19 protein-coding genes and 2 pseudogenes are annotated in these 24675 nt (G+C 66.6%); 9 read left to right on the forward strand and 12 right to left on the reverse strand.

From position 1 onward, the window contains the following. Positions 1-5 precede the first annotated feature (5 nt). The gene (locus GRX66_RS02610; RefSeq protein WP_159525136.1) at positions 6-374 is read left to right on the forward strand and encodes an Hsp20/alpha crystallin family protein; all 369 of its coding nucleotides are present in this window, start codon (positions 6-8) and stop codon (positions 372-374) included. A gap of 57 nt (positions 375-431) precedes the next feature. After that, positions 432-2654, forward strand: a complete 2223-nt coding sequence (locus GRX66_RS02615; RefSeq protein WP_159525137.1) for a CDC48 family AAA ATPase — start codon at positions 432-434, stop codon at positions 2652-2654. Between the two features lie 314 nt (positions 2655-2968). On the opposite strand, the pseudogene GRX66_RS02620 reads toward GRX66_RS02615, so the two are convergent. Next, positions 2969-4083, reverse strand: a pseudogene (locus tag GRX66_RS02620) (DNA topoisomerase IV subunit A). 21 nt (positions 4084-4104) lie between these two features. After that, positions 4105-6507: a DNA topoisomerase VI subunit B gene (locus GRX66_RS02625; protein WP_159525138.1), complete on the reverse strand. Its 2403-nt coding sequence runs from the start codon at positions 6505-6507 to the stop codon at positions 4105-4107. 296 nt (positions 6508-6803) lie between these two features. Between GRX66_RS02625 and gyrB the strand changes: the two genes are divergently transcribed. Further along, a complete protein-coding gene (gyrB, locus tag GRX66_RS02630) occupies positions 6804-8717 on the forward strand; it encodes a DNA topoisomerase (ATP-hydrolyzing) subunit B (protein ID WP_159525139.1) in 1914 nt (637 codons plus the stop codon). Position 8718: 1 nt separating this feature from the next. Continuing rightward, positions 8719-11271, forward strand: coding sequence for a DNA gyrase subunit A (gene gyrA / locus GRX66_RS02635; protein ID WP_159525140.1), 2553 nt, complete (start codon positions 8719-8721; stop codon positions 11269-11271). A 206-nt stretch (positions 11272-11477) separates the two neighbouring features. On the opposite strand, the gene rocF is transcribed toward gyrA, so the two are convergent. Further along, entirely contained in the window at positions 11478-12383 is a 906-nt protein-coding gene (gene rocF, locus GRX66_RS02640; RefSeq protein WP_159525141.1) for an arginase, read from the reverse strand. Positions 12384-12473: 90 nt separating this feature from the next. Here rocF and GRX66_RS02645 point away from each other — a divergent pair, with 90 nt between their 5' ends. Together GRX66_RS02645 and GRX66_RS02650 are read left to right on the forward strand one after the other, a co-directional pair. After that, positions 12474-12794, forward strand: coding sequence for a hypothetical protein (locus tag GRX66_RS02645; protein ID WP_159525142.1), 321 nt, complete (start codon positions 12474-12476; stop codon positions 12792-12794). A 223-nt stretch (positions 12795-13017) separates the two neighbouring features. Beyond that, on the forward strand, positions 13018-13227 hold the full coding sequence (locus GRX66_RS02650) for a hypothetical protein (protein ID WP_159525143.1): 210 nt from the start codon (positions 13018-13020) through the stop codon (positions 13225-13227). On the opposite strand, the gene GRX66_RS02655 is transcribed toward GRX66_RS02650, so the two are convergent. Next, positions 13209-14132 (reverse strand): NAD-dependent epimerase/dehydratase family protein, encoded by a 924-nt coding sequence (locus GRX66_RS02655; protein ID WP_159525144.1) that lies wholly within the window; start codon positions 14130-14132, stop codon positions 13209-13211. The genes GRX66_RS02650 and GRX66_RS02655 overlap by 19 nt on opposite strands. A gap of 111 nt (positions 14133-14243) precedes the next feature. Between GRX66_RS02655 and GRX66_RS02660 the strand changes: the two genes are divergently transcribed. Further along, the gene (locus tag GRX66_RS02660) at positions 14244-14777 is read left to right on the forward strand and encodes an Rrf2 family transcriptional regulator (protein ID WP_159525145.1); all 534 of its coding nucleotides are present in this window, start codon (positions 14244-14246) and stop codon (positions 14775-14777) included. A 292-nt stretch (positions 14778-15069) separates the two neighbouring features. Further along, on the forward strand, positions 15070-16239 hold the full coding sequence (locus tag GRX66_RS02665; RefSeq protein ID WP_159525146.1) for an NAD(P)/FAD-dependent oxidoreductase: 1170 nt from the start codon (positions 15070-15072) through the stop codon (positions 16237-16239). Positions 16240-16326: 87 nt separating this feature from the next. Here the strand turns inward: GRX66_RS02665 and GRX66_RS02670 are convergent, their stop codons facing one another. Beyond that, on the reverse strand, positions 16327-16683 hold the full coding sequence (locus GRX66_RS02670; protein WP_159525147.1) for a hypothetical protein: 357 nt from the start codon (positions 16681-16683) through the stop codon (positions 16327-16329). Positions 16684-16779: 96 nt separating this feature from the next. Here GRX66_RS02670 and GRX66_RS19400 point away from each other — a divergent pair, with 96 nt between their 5' ends. Further along, positions 16780-16935 carry a hypothetical protein gene (locus GRX66_RS19400; protein ID WP_201292892.1) on the forward strand — a complete coding sequence of 52 codons (156 nt, stop codon included), beginning with the start codon at positions 16780-16782 and terminating at the stop codon, positions 16933-16935. A 561-nt stretch (positions 16936-17496) separates the two neighbouring features. Here GRX66_RS19400 and GRX66_RS02675 read toward each other — a convergent pair. The 7 genes and pseudogenes from GRX66_RS02675 to GRX66_RS02705 form a co-directional block, all read right to left on the reverse strand. Then, complete coding sequence (locus GRX66_RS02675) at positions 17497-18318, reverse strand: nucleoside phosphorylase (RefSeq protein ID WP_159525148.1); 822 nt, start codon at positions 18316-18318, stop codon at positions 17497-17499. 72 nt (positions 18319-18390) lie between these two features. Continuing rightward, positions 18391-18792, reverse strand: coding sequence for a cytidine deaminase (gene cdd, locus GRX66_RS02680; RefSeq protein WP_159525149.1), 402 nt, complete (start codon positions 18790-18792; stop codon positions 18391-18393). Positions 18793-18891: 99 nt separating this feature from the next. After that, on the reverse strand, positions 18892-20094 hold the full coding sequence (locus GRX66_RS02685; protein ID WP_159525150.1) for an ABC transporter permease: 1203 nt from the start codon (positions 20092-20094) through the stop codon (positions 18892-18894). After that, the gene (locus GRX66_RS02690) at positions 20087-21376 is read right to left on the reverse strand and encodes an ABC transporter permease (protein ID WP_394351506.1); all 1290 of its coding nucleotides are present in this window, start codon (positions 21374-21376) and stop codon (positions 20087-20089) included. The genes GRX66_RS02685 and GRX66_RS02690 overlap by 8 nt, the downstream gene beginning before the upstream one ends. Beyond that, positions 21373-22944: an ABC transporter ATP-binding protein gene (locus GRX66_RS02695; RefSeq protein ID WP_159525151.1), complete on the reverse strand. Its 1572-nt coding sequence runs from the start codon at positions 22942-22944 to the stop codon at positions 21373-21375. The genes GRX66_RS02690 and GRX66_RS02695 overlap by 4 nt, the downstream gene beginning before the upstream one ends. Positions 22945-22986: 42 nt before the next feature. Then, positions 22987-24162: a BMP family lipoprotein gene (locus GRX66_RS02700; protein WP_159525152.1), complete on the reverse strand. Its 1176-nt coding sequence runs from the start codon at positions 24160-24162 to the stop codon at positions 22987-22989. A 175-nt stretch (positions 24163-24337) separates the two neighbouring features. Continuing rightward, positions 24338-24675 (reverse strand): annotated as a pseudogene (locus GRX66_RS02705) (phosphomannomutase); the annotation flags it as partial.

The raw sequence follows: 24675 nt of genomic DNA on the forward strand, positions 1-24675 counted from the left end.
CAGTTATGACTCCGTTCAGGTCATCCATCCGACCCCGGAGAAGTGGCTTCGGCCGCAGCAACCGACGCAGCGGCTCGCAGGACACCGACTACCAGCTCTACGAGACCGAAGACGAGTACGTACTGAGCATCGAACTGCCGGGCTTCGAGACCGCGGACATCACCGTGACGTGGAACGACGGGCTGTTGAACGTCGCCGCCGAACGCGAGGACGAGAAACGCGGTGAACGGACCTACCACCGGCGCTTCCGGGTCCCGAAGGACGTCGACGACGATGCCATCGAGGCGCAGTACGAGAACGGCATCCTCGAGGTCCGGTTGCCGATCCAGTCGACTCCGACGATAGACGGCAAACGCATCGAAGTGACCGGGTAACCCCGGCGCCTCAAGCGCACTGCTCGCCAACCGCCGCACTTCTGCAATTCGAGGGCCATGCGACTGACAGTCAAACCGCTCAAGAATCGCAACCCCGGCAGCGGGATGGCAGTCATCGACAGGGAGGCGCTCGACGACCTGGGCGTTCAGAGTGGCGAGTTCGTCGTCGTCCAGGGCCGCGACGACGGCAGGGCCGTCGCGCGCGTCTGGCCGAGCGACGCGCAGGACGCGGGCCGCGGGTTCATCCGCATCGACGGGCAGTTACGGTCGGACGCGAACGTCGGCGTCGACGACCGAGTGACTGTCGAGCCCACAGACGTCGAACCCGCCGACAGCGTCACGGTCGCGCTCCCGCAGACCCTCCGGATCCGCGGCGACCTCGCGTCCTACGTCCGCGAGGAACTCTCCGACCAGCCAGTCACGGTCGGCCAGACGGTCCCGATCGGGTTCAGCGGTCTCGGGACCCGCGGCCGACGCGTCCCGCTCCAGGTGATCGACACGGATCCCCGCGGCACTGTCGTCGTCAAAAATGCGACGCGGGTCGAGGTCGCCGACCGGACGACCGGCGAGGCCGACGTCGCCGCTGGCGAAGGCGCCGATACGGGCGTCCCGGAACTTGATGCGCCGGCCGTCACGTACGAGGACGTGGGCGGCCTCGACGAGGAACTCGACCGCGTCCGCGAGATGGTGGAGTTGCCGATGCGCCACCCGGAGTTGTTCCAGACGCTCGGCATCGAACCGCCGAAGGGCGTGCTCCTCTACGGCCCGCCGGGCACCGGGAAGACCCTCATCGCGAAGGCCGTCGCCAGCGAGATCGACGCGCACTTCCAGACCATCAGCGGGCCGGAGATCATGTCGAAGTACTACGGCGAGAGCGAGGAGCAACTCAGGGACGTCTTCGAGGAAGCCGAGGAGAACGCGCCCGCGATCGTCTTCATCGACGAACTCGACTCTATCGCGCCGAAGCGCGAGGAGGTCAGCGGCGACGTGGAGCGCCGCGTCGTCGCGCAACTCCTGTCGCTGCTCGACGGCCTCGAGGAACGCGGCCGCATCACGGTCATCGGAACGACGAACCGCGTGGACGCCGTCGACCCCGCGCTCCGCCGCCCCGGCCGCTTCGACCGCGAGATCGAGATCGGCGTCCCCGACCAGGACGGCAGGGAGGAGATCCTCCAGATTCACACGCGCGGGATGCCGCTCGGCGACGGCGTCGACCGCCAGCGGTACGCGAAGAACACGCACGGGTTCGTCGGCGCGGACCTCGAGAACCTCGCGAAGGAGGCCGCGATGCACGCGCTCCGGCGCATCCGGCCGGAGTTGGACCTGGACGGCGACGAGGTCGACGCGTCAGTCCTGGAGTCCGTGGCGGTTACCGACGACGACTTCCAGGCGGCGATGCGCGGCGTCGAACCGTCCGCGATGCGCGAGGTGTTCGTTGAAGTCCCGGACGTCTCCTGGACTGACGTCGGCGGCCTCGAGGACGCGAAAGAACGCCTCCGCGAGACGGTGCAGTGGCCGCTCGAACACCCCGAGGCCTACGAGCACGTCGCCCTCGACCCCGCCCAGGGCGTCATGCTACGGGGTCCACCCGGTACCGGGAAGACCCTGCTGGCGAAGGCCGTCGCGAACGAGGCCGACTCGAATTTCATCTCCGTGAAGGGGCCGGAGCTGTTCGACAAGTTCGTCGGCGAATCCGAGAAGGCCGTCCGCGAAGTCTTCGAGAAGGCGCGCTCGAACGCGCCCGCGGTCGTGTTCTTCGACGAAATCGACGCCATCGCGACCGAGCGCGGCAGCGGCGTCGGCGACTCGAACGTCGGCGAGCGCGTCGTCAGCCAGCTCCTCACGGAACTGGACGGCCTGGAAGCGATGGAGGACGTCGTCGTCATCGCCACGACGAACCGCCCGGACCTCGTGGACGACGCGCTGCTCAGGCCCGGCCGCCTCGACCACCACGTCGACGTCGAGGAACCCGACGAGGACGCCCGCCGCGAAATCTTCGCCATCCACACGCGCGACGCGCCGCTCGGCGACGACGTCGACCTCGACGACCTCGCCGCCCGCACCGAGGAGTACGTCGGTGCCGACGTCGAAGCGGTCTGTCGTGAGGCCTCCCAGGCTGCGGTCCGGGAGTACGTCCAGGCCGTCCACGAGGGCGACGACCCCGACCTCGACGACGTCGTCGTCACCCGCGACCACTTCGAGGAAGCGCTCGAAGCCGTCGACCCAAGCGATGCCGACAGCGCGATCGCCGGCGGTGCGCAGGCTGCGGGATTCAGCTAACCGCCGAATTTCTCCTGGCCGGACAACCGATACAAGCATCCGCGAGCCGAGCGGTTCGGAGAACCCGAGGCGAGCGGTTCATCGAGCGCGGAGCGCTCGGGCGCCGAGGACCCCGTAGTGGGGTTCTCGTGAACGGAGCGAACGAGAGTACGTCAGAGCTCTGCTCTGACGGTGGTCCGACGGCGCATTTTCCCAAGTTCTTGCCGAGTCGGGCGCGCGGAGCGCGCCCCACGTGGTTCGAGAGACGCCTTCGGCGTGTCTCGTCATCTGGACAGAGCGCTCCGCGCTCTGTCCGTGACAGCGCAAAAAGTGGGTTAGAGGACGCCCATCTCGTCGAGGCGGTCCGGGAGGTAGGTATCCGTCACGAAGTCGAGGCCGCGGGCGGCGAGTGCCTGCTGTTCGGCCTTCTTGTCGATGTCGAGCTGGAGTTCGATCTGTTCTTTCCAGAAGTCGCTCTGGAAGCGGGGGTCTTCGAGTTCGGATTCGAGAGCGTTCGTGTCGGAGTCGCCCAGCGGGTCGGTCGGGAGGTCGTAGTCGACGATGTCCTGGGGGCGGATTCCGACGAACCGGGCCTGGGGCGTCGCGAGGTACTCCGAGAGGTGCGCGGACTTGATGGAGCCGTAGGCGACGGAGCCGTAGATGCGGTACGACCAGGGGTCGCCGTCAGTGAACACCATGACCGGGAGGTCGAGTTCGTCGTGGAGGCGCTTGGTGAGCCGACGCGTGGCGCGTGCGGGCTGCCCGCCGAGGTGGACGACGAGACAGTTGTACTCGTCGTCGAATCCGTTCTCGACGAGGCGGTCCCGCATCCCACCGGTCTCCACACACATCACGAAGTCGGCGTCGCACTCCAGGAACTCGATGGTATCGGGGTTGTTCGGGATCTGGTAGCCGCCCTGGCCGACGTCGTCCTGGCAGTGGATTTCGCGGTCGCCGCGGTTGGTCTGCTCGCGGAGCAACAGCGGCCCCATGACTTTCGCGCCGGACTCCTCCGGTCGCATGTGGAAGTCCTCGCGTTTGACGCCGGAGACGATTTCGAGGTCCTCGACGAGCTTGTCGCTCTCGCTCTGGTCGTTGAACTGCGCTTCCGTCTCGTCCCAGGATTCCGAGAGGTAGTACAGTTCACGCAGGGTCGACGAGCGGTCTTCGTCGAGCTGCTGGGCGAGGAAGTCGATGGTGTAGACGGACTTCAGGAGTTTGCGGGCGCCCTGACGGAGTTCGCGGAGCGCGTGCTGGTGCGGTCGCCGTACACCCAGACGTTGGCGTCCTCGTCGTACTCGATGTTGGATTTCGACCGCGTCGGCAGCGTCATCCGGGGGACGTCCCCGGTTTCGAACTGGTCGTAGAACTGTTCGGCGAGTTCGATGAGCTGGTCGCGGGCGTCGTCGCCCTTCGGCGTGTCCGGCTCGGTGGATTCTGCGTCACTCATTGGTAGTGCTGGTGGGCTGGGTCATTGGTTGACGGTGAGGCGGGCGTCCTCGACGCCCTTCACGGAGATGTCCGAGGAGGCGTCCTCGGGCACCTCGTAGGTCAGTTCGGCCGTCTCGCCGCCGGAGACCGACGGCGACCACTTCACGAACCACTCGCCGTCCATCTCGACGACGTTGCCGTCGGACGGGTCGCCGGGTTCGGCGTCGACGATGTCCGTGACGTCGACGTCCGCCGCGGAGCTCCCGTGGTTCTCGACGCGGAGCGTGACGGTGCCGTCCTCGCGTTCGCGCTCGACGAGCACGTTGTTCATGATGCGCGCCAGCGAATCCTCGACGTCGACCTGGCCGCGGTCGGTCATCTCGGAGACCTTCTCGGCCATGGTCGGCAGGATGTCCATGATGACGCTCTGTTTCTCCTGGCGTTTCCGCATCGACCGGCGCTTCTTGAGGAAGGACTTGAGGTCGCGGGCGGCCTCTCGGACGGCGAGTTCGATCTCGTCCTCGATCTCGGGCACGGAGGCGACCGCGTCCTTGGATTCGCTGGTGAACGGGACGTTCGTCGACGCGACGTGCACCATGATGACGGCGGGGCCTTGCGGGAGGCCGGAGCCGCCCGGCTGGTCGAGGTTGTAGTTCCGCCAGCCGATGTCCTTGACGACGTTCGTCGTGGCGCAGGCGCCGCGCTGGTAGACGAGCGGCACGCGGTTCGCGAACCGCATCAGGTCGACGCCGCCCTCGTCCTGGAGTTCGCCGCCGTACGCGATGCCGGCTTCGACGATGAACGGGTCGCCGCCGTGGACTTCCGCGTCCCGGGTGGCCGCGGAGTAGAAATCGGCGTCGAACTCCTTGCGGAGGCCGGCCTCCAGGAGGTCGGCGTCGATGGGGGAGAGACAGGACGTCGGCGGCGCCATCACGTCTACCTGTTCCATCGCGGAGATGAGTTCGCTGGCGGTGTCGCGGTCGCCGGCGACTTCGCGGACGAGCGGCGGGTCGTCGGGTACCGTCGTCATCTGCGCCCAGAGTTCGTCGACGACGTTCTCGCGGGCGGTTTCACCGATGGTCGCGTCGTCGTACTCCTCGGTGTTCTCGGCTGCGCGGTAGACGTACTCGCCGAGTTCGTCGCGCGTGGCGCGGTCGCGGGCGTCCTCCCCGCCGAACTTGTTGGCGATGCGTTCGGCGAGGCCGCGCACAGTGGCGTCGTCTTTCTTGTTGGTGGTGGCGTCGTCGACGGCCACGAACACGTCTCCGGCGCGGTCTGCAGTGAGTTCCGCCCAGACCGCGTCGACGACGTTCTCCTGGACCGTGTCGCCGAAGACCGTCCCGGTCTCGGACTCCATGTCGTCGGCGACGTCGGCGACGATGGCCTCGAGTTCCGAGTACGCGACCCGCCCGGCGTCCTCGATGGCGTCCACGACGCGGTCCGCGTACAGCTTCGTGTGCGTGGCGTCCTTGTTCGAGACGGCGCCGACGACCACCGCGTTCAGGTCGGTGTCGCTGTCGACGCCGGGCGGTCGCCACCGCATCTCGCGGCCGTAGTGGCGGTCCTTGAACTCGTCGACGATGTTGTCGGCGGTCTTCTTCCCGACGCGCGTGAACTCGCCCTGCAGGAACCCGGAGATGGTGTGGGAGTCCGTGTCCCCGAGCATCTTGATGAGGGTTCCGAGTTCCACGCCGTGGGGGTGCGGGCGGATCTCCTCCGTCTCGTCGGGGAGACCGGCGCCCTCGGCGCGCTCGGCCTTGATCTCGCCCGCCGGCTCCTGGAGTTCGATGCGGGCGTGCGGGTTCACGACCGCGGTGTGCTTGACGTAGTCGTGGAGCTGTGAGCGGGCGCGCATGTTCGCTTCGAGGTCCATCTCGATGCGCGTGCCGTGCGTGCCCCGGAGGTTGCTCTCCGCGGGCGACAGCTCCTTTTCGACGTCGATCTCGGGTTCGTTCGTGTCGGTGTCGATGATGAGCTCGTAGTAGTGGGCGACACCGTTGTCCTGGGTGCGGCTCTCGATGCGGACCGGCTTCCCCGACGTGAGCTGTGAGTACAGCACCGCCGCGGAAATCCCGATGCCCTGCTGGCCGCGGGCCTGTTCGCGGGCGTGGAACCGCGACCCGTAGAGGAGCTTCCCGAAGATCTTCGGGATCTGTTCTTTCGTGATGCCGGGGCCGTTGTCCTCGACGATCAGGGTGTAGTAGTCCCGGTTCTCCTGGATTTCCACGTAGATGTCGGGGAGGATGCCGGCTTCCTCGGTGGCGTCGAGGGCGTTGTCCACGGCTTCCTTGACGGCCGTGACCAGCCCTCGCGCTCCGCTGTCGAAGCCGAGCATGTGCTTGTTCTTCTCGAAGAACTCGGCGATGGAGATCTCGCGCTGGCTCGCGGCGAGCTCCTCCGCGATGCCGTCTTCCTCACCGAGTGTCTGCTGGAAGGACGTCATTCGGTGCCTCTGTGTTTCCGGCGAGAGGGTAAAACCCCAGCGGTGTGCGGGGTGAAAGTGAAACTGGTCGCCCGACGGGGCGACTGCCCGCGCCAAATCCGCGTAGGAAGTGATTACCGCGCCACGATTCCGGAAACACCGCGTTACCGCCGGTCTATCCCCCGCATAACCCGACTGAACGTCCGCATCGGGGCACGGGACGCCGTCTGACGCGAAGTGGCTGCCGTCAGTCAATTTTCGCGCGCACGCGTGCGTGCCTTTTTTACCCCCAGGGGGTCTAGGAAGATGCAACGTTCATGTCTGACCAAAGCGAGTACAGCGCTGGCCAAATCCAGGTCCTGGAGGGCCTCGAAGCCGTCCAGAAGCGGCCGGCGATGTACATTGGCTCCACGGACTCTCGTGGCCTCCATCATCTCGTCTACGAGGTCGTGGACAACTCTATCGACGAAGCACTGGCTGGATACTGCGACCACATCGAGGTGACGCTCCACGACGACGGGTCCGTGAGCGTCGAAGACGACGGTCGCGGCATCCCAATCGACACCCACGAGGAGTACGACCGCCCGGCGGTCGAGGTCATCCTCACCGTCCTGCACGCCGGCGGGAAGTTCGACGCGAAGTCCTACCAGGTCTCCGGCGGCCTGCACGGCGTCGGCGTCTCCGTCGTGAACGCGCTTTCCGAGCGCCTCGCGGTGGTCGTCGAGCGCGACGGCGGGAAGTACCGCGAGAAGTTCGAGTACGGCGAGCCCGTCACCGACCTCGAGAAGATCGGGGAGAGCGACGACACGAGCACCCTCATCCGGTTCCGGCCGGACGAGAACATCTTCGAGACGCTGGACTTCGACTACTCGACGCTGGAGAACCGGCTGCGCGAGCTCGCGTTCCTGAACTCGGGCGTCGAAATCACGCTCGTCGACGAGCGCGGCGACGACGTGCAGTCCTCGACGTTCGAGTACGAGGGCGGCATCAAGGAGTTCGTCCAGTACCTCAACGAGAGCCGCCAGGAGCTCCACGACGACGTCATCTACTTCGAACGGGAGGACGAGGGCATCCAGGTCGAGATCGCGATGCAGGCGACCGACGACCTCCAGTCCTCGACGCACGCTTTCGCGAACAACATCAACACACGCGAGGGCGGCACCCACCTCACGGGGTTCAAGACGGCGCTCACCCGGACCGTCAACGACTACGCCAACGAGAACGACCTGTTGTCGGAACTCGACGGCGAGAACCTCAAGGGCGAGGACATCCGCGAGGGGTTGACCGCGGTCATCTCCGTGAAACACCCCGACCCCCAGTTCGAGGGACAGACGAAGACGAAACTCGGAAACAGCGAGGTACGGGGCATCGTCGAGAGCACGGTGCACGCCGGCCTCGGGACGTTCTTCGAGGAGAACCCCGACACCGCGCGAGCCGTCGTCAACAAGGCCGTCGAGGCCGCGAAAGCCCGGAAAGCCGCGAAGAAGGCCGAGGAGCTGACGCGCCGGAAGTCCGCGCTGGGGTCGACGAGCCTCCCCGGCAAGCTTGCGGACTGCCAGACGAAAGACCCCGACGACGCCGAACTGTTCATCGTGGAGGGCGACTCCGCGGGCGGCTCCGCCAAACAGGGCCGCAACCCCGAGTTCCAGGCGATTCTGCCGCTCGGCGGGAAGATCCTGAACGTCGAGAAACACCGCCTCGACCGGATCCTCGAACACGACGAGATCCGCCACATCATCACCGCCCTGGGCACCGGCATCGGCGACGAGTTCGACATCGAGGAGCTCCGGTACAAGAAGATCGTGATGATGACAGACGCCGACGTCGACGGCGCCCACATCCGAACGCTGCTGTTGACGTTCTTCTACCGCCACATGAAGCCGCTGCTGGAGGCCGGCTACGTGTACGCCGCCCAACCGCCGCTGTACCGCATCCGGTACCGCGGGAACACGTACGACGCGATGACCGAGGACGAACGCGAACGCATCATCGAGGAGAAGTGCGACGGCAACCCGACGCAGGTCCAGCGGTTCAAGGGCCTCGGCGAGATGAACCCCCAGCAGCTCTGGGACACGACGATGGACCCCGAGAACCGCATCCTCAAGCGAATCAACGTCGAGGACGCGGCCGCGGCGGACAAGATGTTCTCCGTGCTGATGGGGGACGCCGTCGAGCCGCGCAAGCAGTTCATCCAGGACCACGCGACGGACGCAGAGTGGGTGGACATCTAACATGAGTTCCGACGCACCAGACCCGGACGTCCCTGACGACGTTGCGAACCGCGTGAAGAACGTCCGCGTCGACGACGAGATGGAGCAGTCGTACATCGACTACGCGATGAGCGTCATCGCGGGCCGCGCGCTCCCCCGCGTGGAGGACGGCCTGAAGCCCGTGCACCGCCGCATCCTCTACGCGATGCACGAGGCCGGTGTCACGAGCGGGTCGAGCCACCGGAAGTCCTCGAACATCGTCGGGGACACGATGGGTGACTACCACCCGCACGGCGACTCGCCCATCTACGACGCGCTCGTTCGGATGGCCCAGGACTTCTCGATGCGGTACCCGCTGGTCGACGGGCAGGGGAACTTCGGGAGCGTCGACGGCGACCCCGCGGCCGCGATGCGGTACACTGAGGCCCGCATGGCGTCCATCGCAGAGGAGCTGCTGACGGACATCGAGAAGGACACGGTCGACTTCCAGGCGAACTACGACGACCGCCTGCAGGAGCCGACGGTCCTGCCGTCGGCGTTCCCGAACCTGCTGGTCAACGGCAGTTCGGGTATCGCGGTCGGGATGTCGACGAACATTCCCCCGCACAACCTCGGCGAGGTGATCGACGCGACCATCCACCTCATCGACAACCCCGACTGCACGGTCCTGGACCTGATGGACCACGTGAAGGGGCCTGACTTCCCGACGGCGGGGAACATCGTCGGTCGTTCGGCCGTCAAGAAGGCCTACCAGACTGGCAGGGGGCGCGTGCGGATGCGCGCCGAGTACCACGTCGAGGAGGACGACTCCGGCGACAGCATCGTCATCACGGAGCTGCCCTACCAGCAGAACAAGTCCAAGCTCGTCGAACGCATCGCCGACGACGTCAGGGACGAGAAACTCGAGGGCATCCGCGACCTGCGCGACGAGTCCGACCGGAACGGCATCCGCGTGGTCGTTGAACTGAAGCGGAACGCGAACACGGACGTCGTGGAGAACCACCTCCTGGAGTCCCACCTGGAGCGGACGTTCGGCGTCATCAACCTCGCGCTCGTGGACGGCCAGCCGAAGGTCCTCACGCTCAAGGAGATGCTCGAGGAGTACGTCGCCCACCGCAAGGAAGTGGTGCGGCGGCGCTCCGAGCACGACCTGGCGGAAGCCGAGGACCGCGCGCACATCCTCGAGGGACGCCTGAAGGCCCTCGAACAGGCCGACGAGGTCGTCGACGCGATCCAGAACTCCGAGGACCGCGACGAAGCGAAGGACGCCCTGAAGGACGACTTCGGGTTCACGCAGGCCCAGGCCGACCACATCGTCCGGATGCAGCTGGGCAGCCTGACGTCGATGGAGACCGCCGAGATCGAGGACGAGTACGAGGACGTGTCCGCCCGCATCGAGCGCCTCGAGGAGATTCTCGGCAGCGAGTCGGAGCTCCTCTCGGTCATCAAGGACGAGCTCCGCGAGATCAAAGACGAGTACGCGGACGAGCGCCGCACGTCGTTCATCGAGGACACGGGCACGGTCACCGACGAGGACCTCATCCCCGAGGAGGACGTCGTGGTCGTGCTCTCCGAGCAGGACTACATCAAGCGCGTGCCCGCCGACACGTTCGACCCCCAGCACCGCGGCGGGAAGGGCATCATCGGGACGGACCTCAAGGACGAGGACCGCGTGTCGGCCGTCTTCACGGCGAGCACGCACGATTACCTGCTGTGCTTCACGAATCAGGGCCAGGTCTACAAGCTCAAGACGTACGAGGTCCCCGAGATGTCGCGAACGGCGCGTGGCACCTCGGCGGTGAACATCCTCGACCTGGACGACGGCGAGGAGATCTCCGCTGTCGTCACCGCGGACGACCTGGACTTCGAAGCCGACGAGGAGTACCTGACGATGGTGACGCGCCACGGCTACGTGAAGCGGACGACCGTCGGCGAGTTCGAGAACATCCTCTCGACGGGCATTATCGCCATCGACCTCCAGGACGGCGACGAACTGGCGGACGTGGAAGTCACCGGAGGCAACCACGACGTCGTTCTCGGGAGCGAACGCGGGATGGCCATCCGGTTCGACGAAACCGACGTCCGCGCGATGGGGCGGACTGCGCGCGGGGTGCACGGCATGAATCTGGAGGGCGAGGACCGCGTCGTGGGCGTCGCGGCGGTCGAACCGGACGACGACCGCACGCTGTTGACGGTCACCGAGTTCGGGTTCGGGAAGCGCACGGCGCTCGACGAGTACCGCAAGCAGTCCCGGAACGGGAAGGGCCTCGTCGACATCAAGACCGGCGACCGGAACGGCAGCGTCGTCTCCCTCGACACCGTCGCCGACGGCGACAATCTGGTCGTGATGAGCGAGGAAGGCCAGATCATCCGAATGCCGGTCGACGAGGTGTCGACGTACGGCCGGAACACGAAGGGCGTGAAGATCATGGACGTCGAGGAAGGCGACGAGGTCGCCGACGTCTGCGTGTACACGCCCATCGAAGCCGACGACGAGAAAGACGAGAACGGTGAAGACGGCGAAGACGGCGAAGACGGCGAAGACGGCGAAGACGAATCGGCTGACGAAGCGTAACGCAACACTCCGGTTTCGATTCTAGCATCTGCGAGCGAGCGGTTCCTCGAACCACACTGAAGCGGTTCAGACCGCGATGAGCGACGCCGTGAACGCTTGCCGACGCCTGAACGACGCGAGACGGCCGAGCGCACCGAAGGAGGAGGTAGGTTGGCCGAGTGGTTGGCGACGAGCACCGCGGGCGCCCCGCAGAGCAAGCCGTCGCTTCAGAGAATGCGCTTCCCGAGTGCGCTCGCCGCGAGTTCCGCGGCGATGTCGGCGGTCCGGTTGGACTCGTCGAGGATGGGGTTGACTTCCACGACTTCCAGCGAGCGCAGACAGTCCTCGCTCTCGTCGCGTTCCGCGATTGCTTCGAGGGCGGCGTGTGCTTCCCGGTAGGTCGCACCGCCGCGGACGGGAGTACCGACGCCGGGGGCTTCGTCTGGGTCCAGCCAGTCCATGTCGAGGGAGACGTGGATGCCGTCGGTGCCAGTCGTGACGACGTCGAGGGCGTCGTCGACGACGGCCGTGACGCCGCGCTCGTCGATGTCGCTCATCGTGAACGCGGTCATGTCGGTGTCGCGGATGGCTTCGCGCTCGTAATCGTCGAGGTTCCTGAGGCCGACGAGCGCGACGTTCTCCTCGCGGAGTCCCGCCGCGTTCGCCCAGGGCTGGTCCGCGAACTCGCCCTCGCCGAGCGCGGCGGCCAGGGGCATCCCGTGGACGTTGCCGCTCGGGGACGTCTCCGGCGTGTTGAAGTCGCCGTGGGCGTCCAGCCAGAGCACGCCGACGTCCGCGTTCCGCGCGCTCCCCGCCATCGACCCGATTGCGACGGCGTGGTCGCCGCCCAGCACCAGCGGGAAGCGGTCGTTCTCGATTGCGCCCGCGACCTCGTCGCTGAGGCGGGTGCAGACGTCCTCGATTTCGGGGAGGAACTTCGCGCGGTCGTGGCCGGGCGCTCGTTCCTCCGCGCGCGGCACGAGCAGGTCGCCGGCGTCGACCGCCTCCACGCCCGCCTTTCCGAGTTCGGTGGCGAGGTCGGCGTACCGGATCGCTGACGGTCCCATGTCGACGCCGCGTCGGTCCGCCCCGTAGTCCATCGGGGCGCCGATGACGTGGACTGTTTTGGGCATACCCGACCCTACGTAGAGGGGACTTTAGTCCGAACGGTTTCCCGTCCGCTGGCGAAGAACTTATGGGAATACCTACCAATCGTCACCCGTATGCCCTCCAAGCTGCGCGAACTTTACTACCTCTGCCTGAAGCTGGCGGCGGTGGTGCTCTGGGCACCGTTCACGGGGACCCTGCGGCACGGCCGCACGTGGGGCGAACTGAAACGACTGAGCCCGCGAGAAGCCGCGGTGATGCTGGTGCCCGTAAGCGGGTACGCACTGGCCGCAGGGTACGTGCTACTGGTCGTTCCGGATACCGTCCTCCCGTGGGCGGTGACAGTGTGGATGCTCGGAGCCGTCCTCGGCGGGACGCTCATTGTCACGACGACAGCCACCAGCAAATTCCTCGACTGGCGGATGTACCACCACTAGCGGTGCCGCTGGCGAGCGGGATGCGCCGGAGGACGGCGCAGGCTGGGTTCGTCGAGTTCCGTCGAGTTTCCCAGCAGTGGTTTGATACGATGGTGGTATCGATACACTGTCGATGCCCGATTGGTCCCTCCAGTCAGCCCGTCGGTTCGCTAGAAGCGTCGCAGTGTGGCTCGCGTGGGTCGTTCTCACCGGTCGGTTGACCCACGGCAGGAGCTACGGTGAATTGACGCGAGTCGAGCGGTCAGCCGTCGTCAAGCAACTGTCGCTGCTCGCGCTCACCGTCGCGGTCCTCGGCTATCTGGCCGCCGTAATGCCCATCGGTGCCGTGGCGTTCGTGGGTTCGTTCCTGCTTGTGGGTGCCGGCTTCGGCGCGGTGCTCGTCGGCGGGTACTTCGCTGTGGCGTGGTACGCAGACTACTCGCTGTCCAGGTAGGGGGCACAGACGCGTTCGACGCCCTCCTCGAAGGAGATCTGGGGTTCCCAGCCGGTCGCTTCGCGGATCTTCGAGATGTCCGCGCACGTGTCGTGGACGTAGTTCTCCAGCGGAATCGGCTCGTACTCCGGTTCGACGTCCGTGCCCAGGACGTCGTTGATCATGTCGACCATCTCGTTGAACGAGTACGGCTCGCCCGTCCCGAGGTTGTAGACCCCAGTGAGTTCGTGCTCGGCGGTCGCCACGAGCCCTGCAACGATGTCGTCGACGTGCGTAAAGTCCCGCGTCTGGCTGCCGTCGCCCCACAGCACCGGCGACTCGCCGGACGCGATCTTGTCCGCGAACTGCGAGATCGTGTTCGCGTACTCGCCCTTGTGGCCCTCGTTGCCGCCGTACCCCTGGTAGACGGAGAAAAAGCGCATCCCCGCACACGTGAGGTCGTCGTAGTAGCTGTTGTAGTACTCGCCGTAGCGCTCGCGGCCCAGCATCGAGGCGTCGTAGCCCGTCGCCGCCTCCAACTCCATGTCCTCGGGACTGGGTTCGGTGCGGCTGCCGTACGCCGACGACGTCGACGCGTACACGACAGTGTCACAGCCGTCTGCGTGGGCCTGCTCGACGACGTTCACGAACCCTTCGACGTTCACGCGAGCGCCCTCACGGGGATTCTCCTCGAGCATCTGCCGCGAGGAGAGCGCGGCGAGATGGTAGACCACGTCCACGTCCGTCGGCAGGTCCTCGTCCAGCACGTCGGCGTCCACGAACTCCACGTCTTCAGCGAGGTTCTCCGGGGTGCCGAGGTAGCCGTTGTCCAGCGCGACCACGTCGTTGGTCTCCGCGAGGTGGTTCGCGAGATTCGATCCGATGAAGCCCGCGCCACCCGTGACGAGTACGCGATTACCGTCCATACGCTGAGGTGTCGGTTCGGTCCGTAAAGTCTACCGTTTTGTTCGTCGGGGGCCGCCACGCTGGGCCCGCCCATCGGGGGTTTTATGCAAAACACTGGCCAATCTTCCTGTATGTCATCAATTGAACTCACTTCCAGTCAGAAGACGATTCTGCGCGCGCTCGTCGACCTCTACACCGAGCGGGAGCAGGCCGTCAAGGGGGAGGACATCGCGGAGGAGGTCGACCGGAACCCGGGAACCATCCGGAACCAGATGCAGAGCCTGAAAGCACTCCAGCTCGTGGAAGGAGTCCCCGGGCCGAAGGGCGGCTACAAGCCGACCGTCGACGCGTACGAGGCGCTGGAGATCCAGCAACTGGAGTCCGCGGCCGAAGTACCGGTAGTACACGAGGGCGAGGAAGTCGAGGACGCGAACGTCGAGGAGATCGGGCTGACGAGCGTCCACCACCCGGAGCTGTGCCGGGCCGAGATCCACCTCCGCGGGTCGATCCGGGAGTTCCACGAGGGGGACAGCATCACGGTCGGACCGACGCCGCTGTCGAAACTCGTCGTCGAGGGAACACTGGACGGCAAGGACGACACCGCGAACATTCTCATCCTGAAAATAGACTCGATGCGCGCGCCCGCCGAAGAGCCGGCGCACTGACTGGGGGAGTGTTCCCGCGCCGACTGGGCGGGCGTTCCGGAACCGACTGGGGGAGTGTTGGCGCGCCGACAGGGCGAGCGCCCCAGCACTGATTGCGGAGTGTTGCCGTGCTGACTGAGCGAGTGTTGCCGTACTGACTGAGCGAGTGTTGCCGTACTGACTTGGGGAGTTCGACGGGCCGGGCGAACGGACGCACAGCAGGGCGGTGCGCGTTGACGAACCGCACGACGCCGTGGCCTGACAAGAACTGTTTCAAAGGGTTTGTATCGGCTCGCACCAGAGTCAATCACATATGACTACGAGAGTCGTCGTTCTCGGTGCAGGGTACGCGGGCGCTGGCGCGATATCGACGCTGGAGTCCGCACTCGGCGCGGGGACGGAGCTCGTGTGGGTGTCCGACACTGACTACCACCTCGTGCTCCACGAAGCCCACCGCGTCATCCGCGACCCTGCCGTCAAGGAGAAGATCACGATCCCCGTCGAGGACATCGCGTCCCGGGGGACCGAGTTCGTCCACGACGAGGTCGTCGACGTTCACACGGACGACCGGACGGTCGAACTCGCTGACGGCGACGATCTCGGCTACGACTATCTCCTGGTCGGCATCGGCTCCGAAACGGCGACGTACGGCATCGACGGAATGGCCGAGTACCCGCTCACACTGAAGAACCTCGACGACGCGCTGGAGATCCACGAGGAAGTGAAGGCCGCCGCGAAAGAAGCCACCCGCGAGGACCCCGCGCAGGTCGTCGTCGGCGGCGCCGGCCTCTCGGGCATCCAGAGCGCCGGCGAAATCGCGGAGTTCCGCGACCGACACAACGCCCCCATCGACATCACGCTGGTGGAGGCGCTCCCGGAGATCTTCCCGCCGGGCGACAGCGAAATCCAGGGCGCGCTGCGCCACCGCCTCGAGAACGCGAACGTCGACATCCTCACGGACGACCCCATCACGGCCGCGAACGCGGACTCCCTGGAGTTCGGCGAGCGCGACGAACTCGACTACGACGTCTTCCTCTGGACCGGCGGCGTGACCGGGCCAACAGAACTCGCCGACGTCGACATCGAAGCGGAACACAACCGCCTGCAGACGGCGTCGACCCTCCAGACCGAGGACGAACGCGTGTTCGCAGTCGGCGACTGTTCGATGGTCGAGCAGGGCGACGACGACGTCGCTCCGCCGACCGCGCAGGCCGCCTGGCAGGCCGCCGACGTCGCCGCGGAGAACATCGCGCGCGCCATCGACGACCGCCCGCTGCAGACGTGGACGTACGACGACCAGGGGACGCTGGTCTCCATCGGCGAAACCGCAATCGCCCACGACGTCGAGGTCGGGGGCGTGTCCGCGCCGGTTCGGACGTTCAACAGTGTGCCCGCGAAAGTCCTCAAGAAGGGCGCCGCCGCGCGCTGGATCGCGAAGATCACCTCGTGGTCTCGCGCGATGAAGGCCTGGGACGCGCTGTAAGGCGCACGGCGCTGTGTTGACTCGTAGAGCGCGGCCGCAGTTTCTTCGAAGCGCCCGTACCGTTCGCCACCTGCCCTCGCTGGACAGTTACGAGACGTTCGCGACGGGTCGCTTCTCGACGCGCCATTCGCCGGCCTGGACGTCCAGGAAGAACGTGCGACTCGCCTTGTCCGACTGCAGGATGAGTTTGCTGTCCGTCGTCTCGAAGTGCGTGAGCAGCTTCAACTCGATTTCCTCGCGGACCGTGTCGAACCGCAGGCGGTGGCGGCCGCCGGCCTCGTAGAGCCCGACGCGCATCCGGATCTGGTCGTCGCTCGGTGGGAATTCGCAGAACAGCGTCCCGCCGGTTTGCTCCTCGACCTCGCCGCCGTTGGCCGCCGCCCACGCCTCGAAGGCGTCGACGAACGACGCGGCGAGTCCGTCGTCGTCCCAAATCTCCTGCATACGCTGCCCTCACCGCGGCCGGTGTTAGGGTTTGTGGAGACGTCGACAGGGCGCACAGTCGTCAACGTTGAAGGCGTCGGGCTGGCAACGGCCGGTATGGTCGCCGAACTCGTCTGGTACGGTTTCGCGCTCCTCGTCACCGTCACGGTCATCGCCATCGGCGCGTACATCGGGGCGCTGCGCGCGCTTGACACGTTCTACTCCGAGGAGGACAGCATCTTCCTCTCCGAGGACGCCGGGCCGCATAAGTGAGCCCGCCGCGTGGGTGGAACCGCCGCCGTTCTTGCGGGACGTAGTGGGATTTCCCGATCGGATAGCCGTAGTTGGAAGTGAGATTGCGCTCCTCGGTCGACAGCCGAAGCAAACTCGCAGTCCGGTAGCGGCCCGGACTGTGCAGTCAGAGCCCGAGATTACGCGAGTGCTCCCAATGCGAGAACAGCGAGGCCACCGAGGATCAGCGACACCCCGCCGACGACCCAAAAGAGTCGCTTTCCCCTCAACGTCGGTTCGTCGAAATCGAACAGGAATTTGAACCGGCCTCCGACGCGCAACTGCGTTTCGTTTCCGAGGATAGCGTGATACAGTTGCATCAGACCCCCAAAAATGGAGAATAGGCCGACCGAGAGGAAGAACAAAACACTGAGAGCGGAATATATATTGACCATGCCAGGCGTCGAAATTATAGTCCGATAAACTAATTGATTTTCGTGGCAACTGGCGCGAGGACCTGACGGTGCTGCGCTGCGGAGAACTGGAGGAACTCGCGGACGTCGAAGCCGAGTTGCCTCCGCACTGAGGCCGCGTGCGTCCGGACTACTCCAGGCTCATGCCGGCGTGCCACTCGTCGACGCCGGCCTCCGCTTTCTTCCGGTCCATCTGCGCGAGGAGGTGGACCGCGAGGCTCGCCGTCTCGGCGGCAGTGCTCTCGCCCTCGGTGAGGAATTCGCCGGTCTCGCGGTTCGCGAACACCGAGCAGACCGCGCCGGCGCGCAGCCCGTAGATGTTCGCGAGGGTGCAGATCGCGGCGGCCTCCATCTCGATGTTCGCGACGTTCGCGTTTTTCAGTTCCTCGACGAGTTCGTCGCTGCCAGCCGCCTCGAAGCCGTCGAAGCCGGGGCGGCCCTGGCCCGCGTAGAAGGAGTCCGAACTCATCGTGAGGCCGACGTGGTAGTCGTGGCCGAGGCGCTCCGCGGCGGCGATCAGCGCGGAGACGACTTCGTGGCTGGCGACTGCGGGGTAGTCCTCGCGGACGTACTCGTCGCTGGTGCCCTCCTGGCGAACCGCGCCCCGGGTGATGACGAGGTCGCCGGGGTCCATGTTCGCCTGGAGCGCGCCACACGACCCGACGCGGATGAACGTCTCGGCGCCGACCCGCGCGAGTTCCTCGAACGCGATGGCGGCCGACGGCGACCCGATACCCGTCGACGTGACGGAGATCGGGGTGCCCTCGTAGGTGCCGGTCGCGGTGCGGTACTCGCGGTGGTACGCGACCTCGTCGTGGTCGTCCCACAGCGGCGTGATCTTGTCGAGGCGTTCGGGGTTACCGGGGAGCAGGACGGCGTCCGCGACGTCCCCCGCCGCCAGTTCGACGTGATACTGGACCTCGTCGTTCGGGTCCTCGCTGTCGCCAGGCATACCCCCGGTTTCGCTGCCGGAGCCCAAAGTGTCTTCGCGTTCCGTACGGCCGACGGCGACGAGTGTGTCCGGTTACGGTTGCTTACCGAGCATCTCTGGCGTGATAGTGTCGGGGATGAGTCCGCCGACGGTGTAGCGTTCGAAGCCGTCGCCGGTGTCACAGAGCACGGGCGTGTCGTCGCTGCAGAACTCCGCGAGCGTCTGCCGGCACATCCCGCAGGGCGTGACGGCGTCCCTGGCCGCGGACGTGACGACCACGCGGGTGAACTCGCGGTGACCGTCCGCGACCGCTTCGCCGACGGCGACTTCCTCGGCGTGCAGGCTGTTCGAGTAGTTCGCGTTCTCGACGTTGCAGCCGGTGTAGACGTCGCCGCTGGCCGTCTCGACGGCCGCACCGACCGGGTACTCCGAGTAGGGCACGTACGCGTTCTGGAGCGCATCGCGGGCGGCGGCGAGCAAATCGTCGTCGTTCATGCCAGGGGGTTCGCGGAGTTACACCAAAAACCCGCCGCGTTGCAGCCCGGACGACACACGACCGATGAAACAGCGGCGAGTCCGCGACCGTGAGCGTGGTTACTCGTCTTCGCCGGACTCGTAGTGGTCGCCGGCCGCGGACGGGAGCCGCGTGCGACCGAACAGCGCGAGCACGACGATGACCGTGATGTAGGGAATCGTCCGCACTAGTTCGGTGGGGACGTTGAAGACGTCACGCGCCTGCAGCGTGAGCTGCGTGGCGTCCAGACCGGCGAACAGCATCGTCGAGGCCAGTGCCCCGACCGGGTTGTAGTTCCCGAAGAGGTACGCGACGATGGCGATGAACCCCTTGCCGTTGACCATCGTCGGGCCGTTGCCCGTGAACTGGCCGATGCCGAGCGCGAGTGCGGCGCCGCCGACGCCGGCGAGCACGCCGGACAGCAGGACGGCGACGTACCGGACGCGGTGGACGTTCACGCCCGCGGTGTCGAGGGCTTTCGGGTTCTCGCCGCTGGCTTTCACCCACCGGCCGAACGCGGTGCGGTTGAGCGTGTACCACGACAGCGCGACGGCCGCGAACATCAGGTAGACGGGCGGGCCGGCGTCGAACAGCGCGCCGAAAAACGGGAGGCCGACCAACGAGGACTGGAGGTCGAGCACGCCGACCACCGGGAGGTCGAGGACGAACCCGAGTTCCCACGTCACGAATTCGGAGACGAACGGAATCCCCATGTCCGTGAGCGTCGGGAACGTCGCGACGCTGTCGGTGTTCTTCGACCCGTAGATGACCGACGAGAGGAACGGCGCGAGGCCGAGCGCGATCAGCCAGACGGCGAGGCCGGCGATGATCTGGTCGGCGCGGAACTCGATGCAGACGACGGCGAACAAGGCGGCGAGCAGCGTGCTCGCGACGACGCCGCCGGCGAGGCCGTACCAGACGCTGCCGGTGACGTCCGTCGCGTAGATGCCGGTGAACGCGGCGATGATGAGCAGTCCCTCGAGGCCGATGTTGATGACGCCGCTCTTCTCCGCGAAGATGCCGCCGAGCGCGGCGAACGCGATGGGCACCGAGAGCCGCAGCGTCGCGGCGAGGGTGGAACTCGCGGTCAGGACCGCGAACAGCCTGCCGGCTGTGGATTCCGGCGCGAAGACGCCGAAGGCGACGAGCGAGAGTACGGCCGCGAGCGTGATGGCGATGACGCTCTGCTGGACGCGGCTGCGGCCAGCAAACAGGCGGTCGTATGCTCGTTCTGGCAGCGCACGAACGTCCGACGCCGATGGCACGTAGTCCGCGCTACTCATCGACACCACCCCCGGTGCCGCCGTCAGTTGCGACTGGCTGCTCGCCGGGCTGGTGGAACGAGCCGAACTTCCGTCCCGCCATCCGGAAGAACTCCGGCATCGCCACGAACAGGATGATGAGGCCGCGGAGCACGCCGACGAGCGCCGGCGGCACGTCCGAGCCGACCTGCACGACGATGCTGCCGCTTTTCAGGATGCCGAAGAGTAACGCGGCGAACCCGACGCCGAGCGGGTTGTTCCCCGCGAGGATGGAGACGGTGATGCCGTCGAAGCCGTACGACGGGACGCCGGGCTGGAAGTTCCCGAGCACCATCATCACGTAGACCGCGCCGCCGATGCCGGCGAGCGCGCCGGACAGCGTCATGCTGGAGACGATGGTACGGTCGGCGTCCACCCCGCCGTACTCGGCGGCATCAGGCTGGAGGCCGCTCGTCCGGAGGTCGTATCCGAAGGACGTGTGCCGAAGAAGGTACCAGACGCCGACGAGCACTGCGATGCCGAACGCGAGCGCGAGCAGGGAGACGTCGTCTCGTGCGCGGAACACGAGTTCGGGGAACATCGCGACGTCGGGGAGGCTGACGGTCTGGTTCGCGAAGCTCTCGGGGTCCTTGAAGAACTGCTCTCGGGAGACGAAGAACAGCGCGATGGAGGTGGCGACGAAATTCAGCATAATGGTCGTGATGACCTCGTTCGCGTCCGCGTACGCCTTCAGCGCGCCCGGGACGGCGCCGTAGACGCCGCCGGCGAACGCGCCCAGCAGCAGACCCAACGGCAGGAGGATGACGGCCGCGAACACGCCCAGACCCGCCAGCGGCGGCGCGACGTAGACGAGGACGACGCCAGTGACGAGTGCGCCCATCACGAGCTGGCCCTGCGCGCCGATGTTGAAGATGCCGGCGCGGAACGCCACGGCGACGGCGACCCCCGTGAACAGCAGAATCGTCGTCTCCGCGATGGTGGTCGCGAACTGCCCGTTAGTCGGGTCGTTCAGGATGTCCCCGAGCGCCCCGAGGAACAGCAGGTCGTAGAGCGCGATCGGGTCGTAACAGAACCCCATCGCGAACAGCGCGTCGCCGCCGACGAACTGCGTGACGAACGCGCCGGGGAACGCCAGCGTGTACGCGGCCGTCTCACAGGACGTCATGCGGCCGGCGCCGAGCACGATGACCGCGCCGATGAGCACGGACAACAGGAGCGCGGACGCGCTGATGAGGAAGCGCTCGAAGCCGGAGGCGCGCACGAGTCGCCCCATCGCGTCGCGAGCGCGCTGGGAGAGACTCACTGCGGCACCTCCATGGCGTCGCGCTCGTCGCGGGGCTCGTACCCCTCGGGGTACTCGCCCGCCATCAGCAGGCCGAGTTCCTCCTCGGTGATGTCGTCGGGGTCGACGACCGCCATCAGGTCGCCGTCGTGCATGACGGCGAGGCGGTCGGAGAGTCCCTGCACCTCGTCGAGTTTCGAGGACACCAGGAGGACGCCGCGGCCCTCGTCGCGGAGTTCGAGCAGGCGGTCGTGGATGAACTCCTGGGAACCGATGTCGACGCCGCGCGTCGGGTGCGTGGCGACGACGAGTCGCGGGTCGCGTTCGAACTCGCGGCCCACGATGAACTTCTGTTGGTTGCCGCCCGACAGCGAGACGGCCCTCGCGTCCGGATTGCCGGGGCGGACGTCGTACTCGTCGACGACTGCGTCGGCGTGCTCGCGGGACTGCTGCCAGTCGATGGTGCCCCTTGAGGAGAACGAGGGGCTGTGCTGGCTGCCGAGGATGGCGTTCTCCACGAGGTCGAAGTCCATCACGAGGCCGCGTTCCTGGCGGTCCTCGGGGATGTAGGCCATGCCGTCCTCGATGCGCTCGCGCCGCGAGTCGTCGGTGACCGACCGGCCGTCGAAGGCGACGTCGCCCGTTTCTGGGTCGCGCAGGCCGGTGATGGCTTCGACGAGTTCCGCCTGGCCGTTGCCGTCGACGCCCGCGATGCCGAACACCTCGCCCTCGCGGACGGCGAAGGAGACGTCGGTAACGGCGGGGACCTCGCGGTCGTCGAGGACGGACAGCGAGTCGACGTCCAGGACGACGTCCCCGACGTCTGTCGCCCGCGATTCGACTTCCAGCACCACTTCGCGGCCGACCATCAGCTCCGCGAGTTCCTCGCGGGTGGTGTCGGCGGCGTCGACCGTCGCGACGTTCTTCCCGTCGCGGAGGACGGTGACGTCGTCGGCGGCGTGCATCGCTTCGCCGAGTTTGTGCGTGATGAAGATGACCGTCTTCCCCTGGTCGGTGAGTTCCTCGAGGACATCGAAGAGGTCCTCGACCTCCTGTGGGGTGAGGACGGCCGTCGGTTCGTCAAGGATGAGCACGTCGGCGCCGCGGTAGAGCGCTTTCAGGATTTCGACGCGCTGCTGGACGCCGACGCTCGCGTCGGCGACCGTCTGGTCGGGGTCGACGCCGAATCCGTAGCGGTCGCTGAGTTCGACGACCTCCCGCCGGGTCGCCTCGCTGTCGACGGCGAGGCCGCCCCACTTCCGGGGTTCGTTGCCGAGCGCGATGTTCTCGGCGACGGTCATCGTGTCCACGAGCATGAAGTGCTGGTGGATCATTCCGACGCCGGCGTCGATGGCGTCCCGCGGCGAGTCGAACTCCCGCGGCTGGCCGTCCACGACGACGCGGCCGCCGTCGGGCTGGTAGAGCCCGTAGAGGACGTTCATCAGCGTCGTTTTTCCCGCGCCGTTCTCTCCCAGGAGCGCGTGTACGGACCCCCGCTCGACGGCCAGGTCGACGTCGTCGTTGGCCACGACTCCCGGGAACCGTTTCGTGATGGCGTCCAGTCGGACGGCCGTATCCGTTTGCGTCATTGCGTGTAGAATCTGCTTGTGAACGTCGTTGCCGCGGGCCGATTATGCGTTCGAGGGGTCGTCCGGAACCGAGATGTCGCCGTCGATGATGCCCTGCCGCGCGTCGGTGACTGCCGTCTTCACGTCCTCTGGAATCTCTGAGCCGAGCTGGTCGCCGTACACGCAGGCGACGCCGTCCTCGGGGAGGCCGAGCGTCGTGAGCGCGCCGCCCTCGAAGTTCCCGTTGACGGTCGCTTCGACGGCGTTGTAGACGGCGGTGTCCACGCGCTTGACCATGCTCGCGAGGATGACGTCCGCGTAGTTGCTCTTCGTGACCGACTGGTCGCGGTCGACGCCGATGGCGAAGCGGCCTTCCTCCTGGGCGGCCTGGAAGACGCCGGTGCCGGTGTTGCCGGCGGCGTGGTAGACCACGTCGCTGCCGGAGGAGTACATCGAGAGCGCGGCCTCCTTGCCGCCGCTCGGGTCGTTGAAGTCGCCGACGTACGTCGACTGGACGTCGATGTCCTCGTTCACCGCCTTCACGCCGGCGGTGAATCCGGCTTCGAACTTCCCGATGAGCGAGCCCTCCACGCCGCCGACGAAGCCGACGTTCGTGGAGTCGGACGCCGTCGAGCCGGCGCCCGCGCTGAAGCTCATCGACGTCAGCTGGCCCGCCAGAATCCCGACGAGGTACGACCCCTCGTGCTCGCGGAAGACGTAGCTCCCGACGTTGTCCGCCTCCACGACGCTGTCGACGATCTGGAAGTTCTGTTCGGGGTAGTTCTGGGCCGTCTCCGAGAGTGCGTCTGCCTGGAGGAATCCGATGCAGGACACCAAGTCGTAGTCGGGGTCCGTCGAGCTCGCGAACTGCTGCTGGTAGTTCCCGAACTGGGCAACCTCGTCGGGTTCGGCGTCCTCGTACTCGACGTCGAAGTCCTCGACGGCCTGTTGGATGCCTTCCTGGGCCTGGTCGTTGAACGACCCGTCGCCGAGTCCGCCGGTCGCGTACACCATCCCGACGTTCGTCGTCTCGGAGTCCTCACTGTCGGCTTCGGTGGTCGTCTCGTCGCTGTCGTCGCTGTCGTCGCCGGACTCCGTTTCGGTTCCGGGCTCTTCGGTGGTCGTCTCTTCGTCGTCGTCGCCACCGGGTCCGCCCGTACAGCCCGCGAGGCCGGCCAGTCCAACGGTTCCGAGCGCACCTGTCGTCTTGATGAATTCGCGCCTGTCGAAGTCCCTCATTGATGGCACAAAGATTCGGGCAGGTATTCATAAAGCTGTCGAACACGCAACAGCCGTGTCGCGGTCCGTACACGTTGTTTGTGGAGGTTTCGCAGTACGAACGTACCGCAGTGCTACCCCCGAGATGGCACGAAGACGCGGCAATAAATGCAGGGTATTGGGCGGTGATACGGCCTCAGATCGCGTCTTCGACGGCCGCGGCGACGACGTCTGAAACCGCCTCGACGAGCTCGTCGACGTCGTCGCTCTCGGCGTACACGCGGACGTAGGGTTCCGTGCCGCTGGGTCGAACTAGCGTCCACGACGCGTCCGGGAACGACAGCCGGACGCCGTACTCGGTGTCGACCTCTGCGTCATCGAAGACCCCCGGGAGTTCCGTCTCGACCTGTGCCATCACTGCATCCTTGGCGTGGTCCGGGCAGTCTACGCTGACTTTCCGGTACGGGCGTTCGGTCACGGGGTCGCGGAGAGCGCCGAGGCCGCCCGCGTCGGCGACCAGGCGGCCGAGGACGG

The organism is Halobacterium bonnevillei (genome assembly GCF_009831555.1).
Taxonomy (GTDB): Archaea; Halobacteriota; Halobacteria; order Halobacteriales; family Halobacteriaceae; genus Halobacterium; species Halobacterium bonnevillei.

Bases quoted from the DNA above. Each gene is read 5' to 3' on its own strand.
- GRX66_RS02615 (WP_159525137.1), top strand. From the start codon at position 432: ATGCGACTGACAGTCAAACCGCTCAAGAATCGCAACCCCGGCAGCGGG.
- GRX66_RS02610 (WP_159525136.1), top strand. From the start codon at position 6: ATGACTCCGTTCAGGTCATCCATCCGACCCCGGAGAAGTGGCTTCGGC.
- rocF (WP_159525141.1), bottom strand. From the start codon at position 12,383: ATGCCCAAAACAGTCCACGTCATCGGCGCCCCGATGGACTACGGGGCG.
- cdd (WP_159525149.1), bottom strand. From the start codon at position 18,792: ATGAACGACGACGATTTGCTCGCCGCCGCCCGCGATGCGCTCCAGAAC.
- GRX66_RS02675 (WP_159525148.1), bottom strand. From the start codon at position 18,318: ATGCCTGGCGACAGCGAGGACCCGAACGACGAGGTCCAGTATCACGTC.
- GRX66_RS02700 (WP_159525152.1), bottom strand. From the start codon at position 24,162: ATGAGGGACTTCGACAGGCGCGAATTCATCAAGACGACAGGTGCGCTC.
- GRX66_RS19400 (WP_201292892.1), top strand. From the start codon at position 16,780: ATGGTCGCCGAACTCGTCTGGTACGGTTTCGCGCTCCTCGTCACCGTC.
- GRX66_RS02660 (WP_159525145.1), top strand. From the start codon at position 14,244: ATGTCATCAATTGAACTCACTTCCAGTCAGAAGACGATTCTGCGCGCG.
- GRX66_RS02645 (WP_159525142.1), top strand. From the start codon at position 12,474: ATGCCCTCCAAGCTGCGCGAACTTTACTACCTCTGCCTGAAGCTGGCG.
- GRX66_RS02685 (WP_159525150.1), bottom strand. From the start codon at position 20,094: ATGAGTAGCGCGGACTACGTGCCATCGGCGTCGGACGTTCGTGCGCTG.
- GRX66_RS02670 (WP_159525147.1), bottom strand. From the start codon at position 16,683: ATGCAGGAGATTTGGGACGACGACGGACTCGCCGCGTCGTTCGTCGAC.
- gyrA (WP_159525140.1), top strand. From the start codon at position 8,719: ATGAGTTCCGACGCACCAGACCCGGACGTCCCTGACGACGTTGCGAAC.
- GRX66_RS02665 (WP_159525146.1), top strand. From the start codon at position 15,070: ATGACTACGAGAGTCGTCGTTCTCGGTGCAGGGTACGCGGGCGCTGGC.
- gyrB (WP_159525139.1), top strand. From the start codon at position 6,804: ATGTCTGACCAAAGCGAGTACAGCGCTGGCCAAATCCAGGTCCTGGAG.
- GRX66_RS02695 (WP_159525151.1), bottom strand. From the start codon at position 22,944: ATGACGCAAACGGATACGGCCGTCCGACTGGACGCCATCACGAAACGG.
- GRX66_RS02655 (WP_159525144.1), bottom strand. From the start codon at position 14,132: ATGGACGGTAATCGCGTACTCGTCACGGGTGGCGCGGGCTTCATCGGA.
- GRX66_RS02625 (WP_159525138.1), bottom strand. From the start codon at position 6,507: ATGACGTCCTTCCAGCAGACACTCGGTGAGGAAGACGGCATCGCGGAG.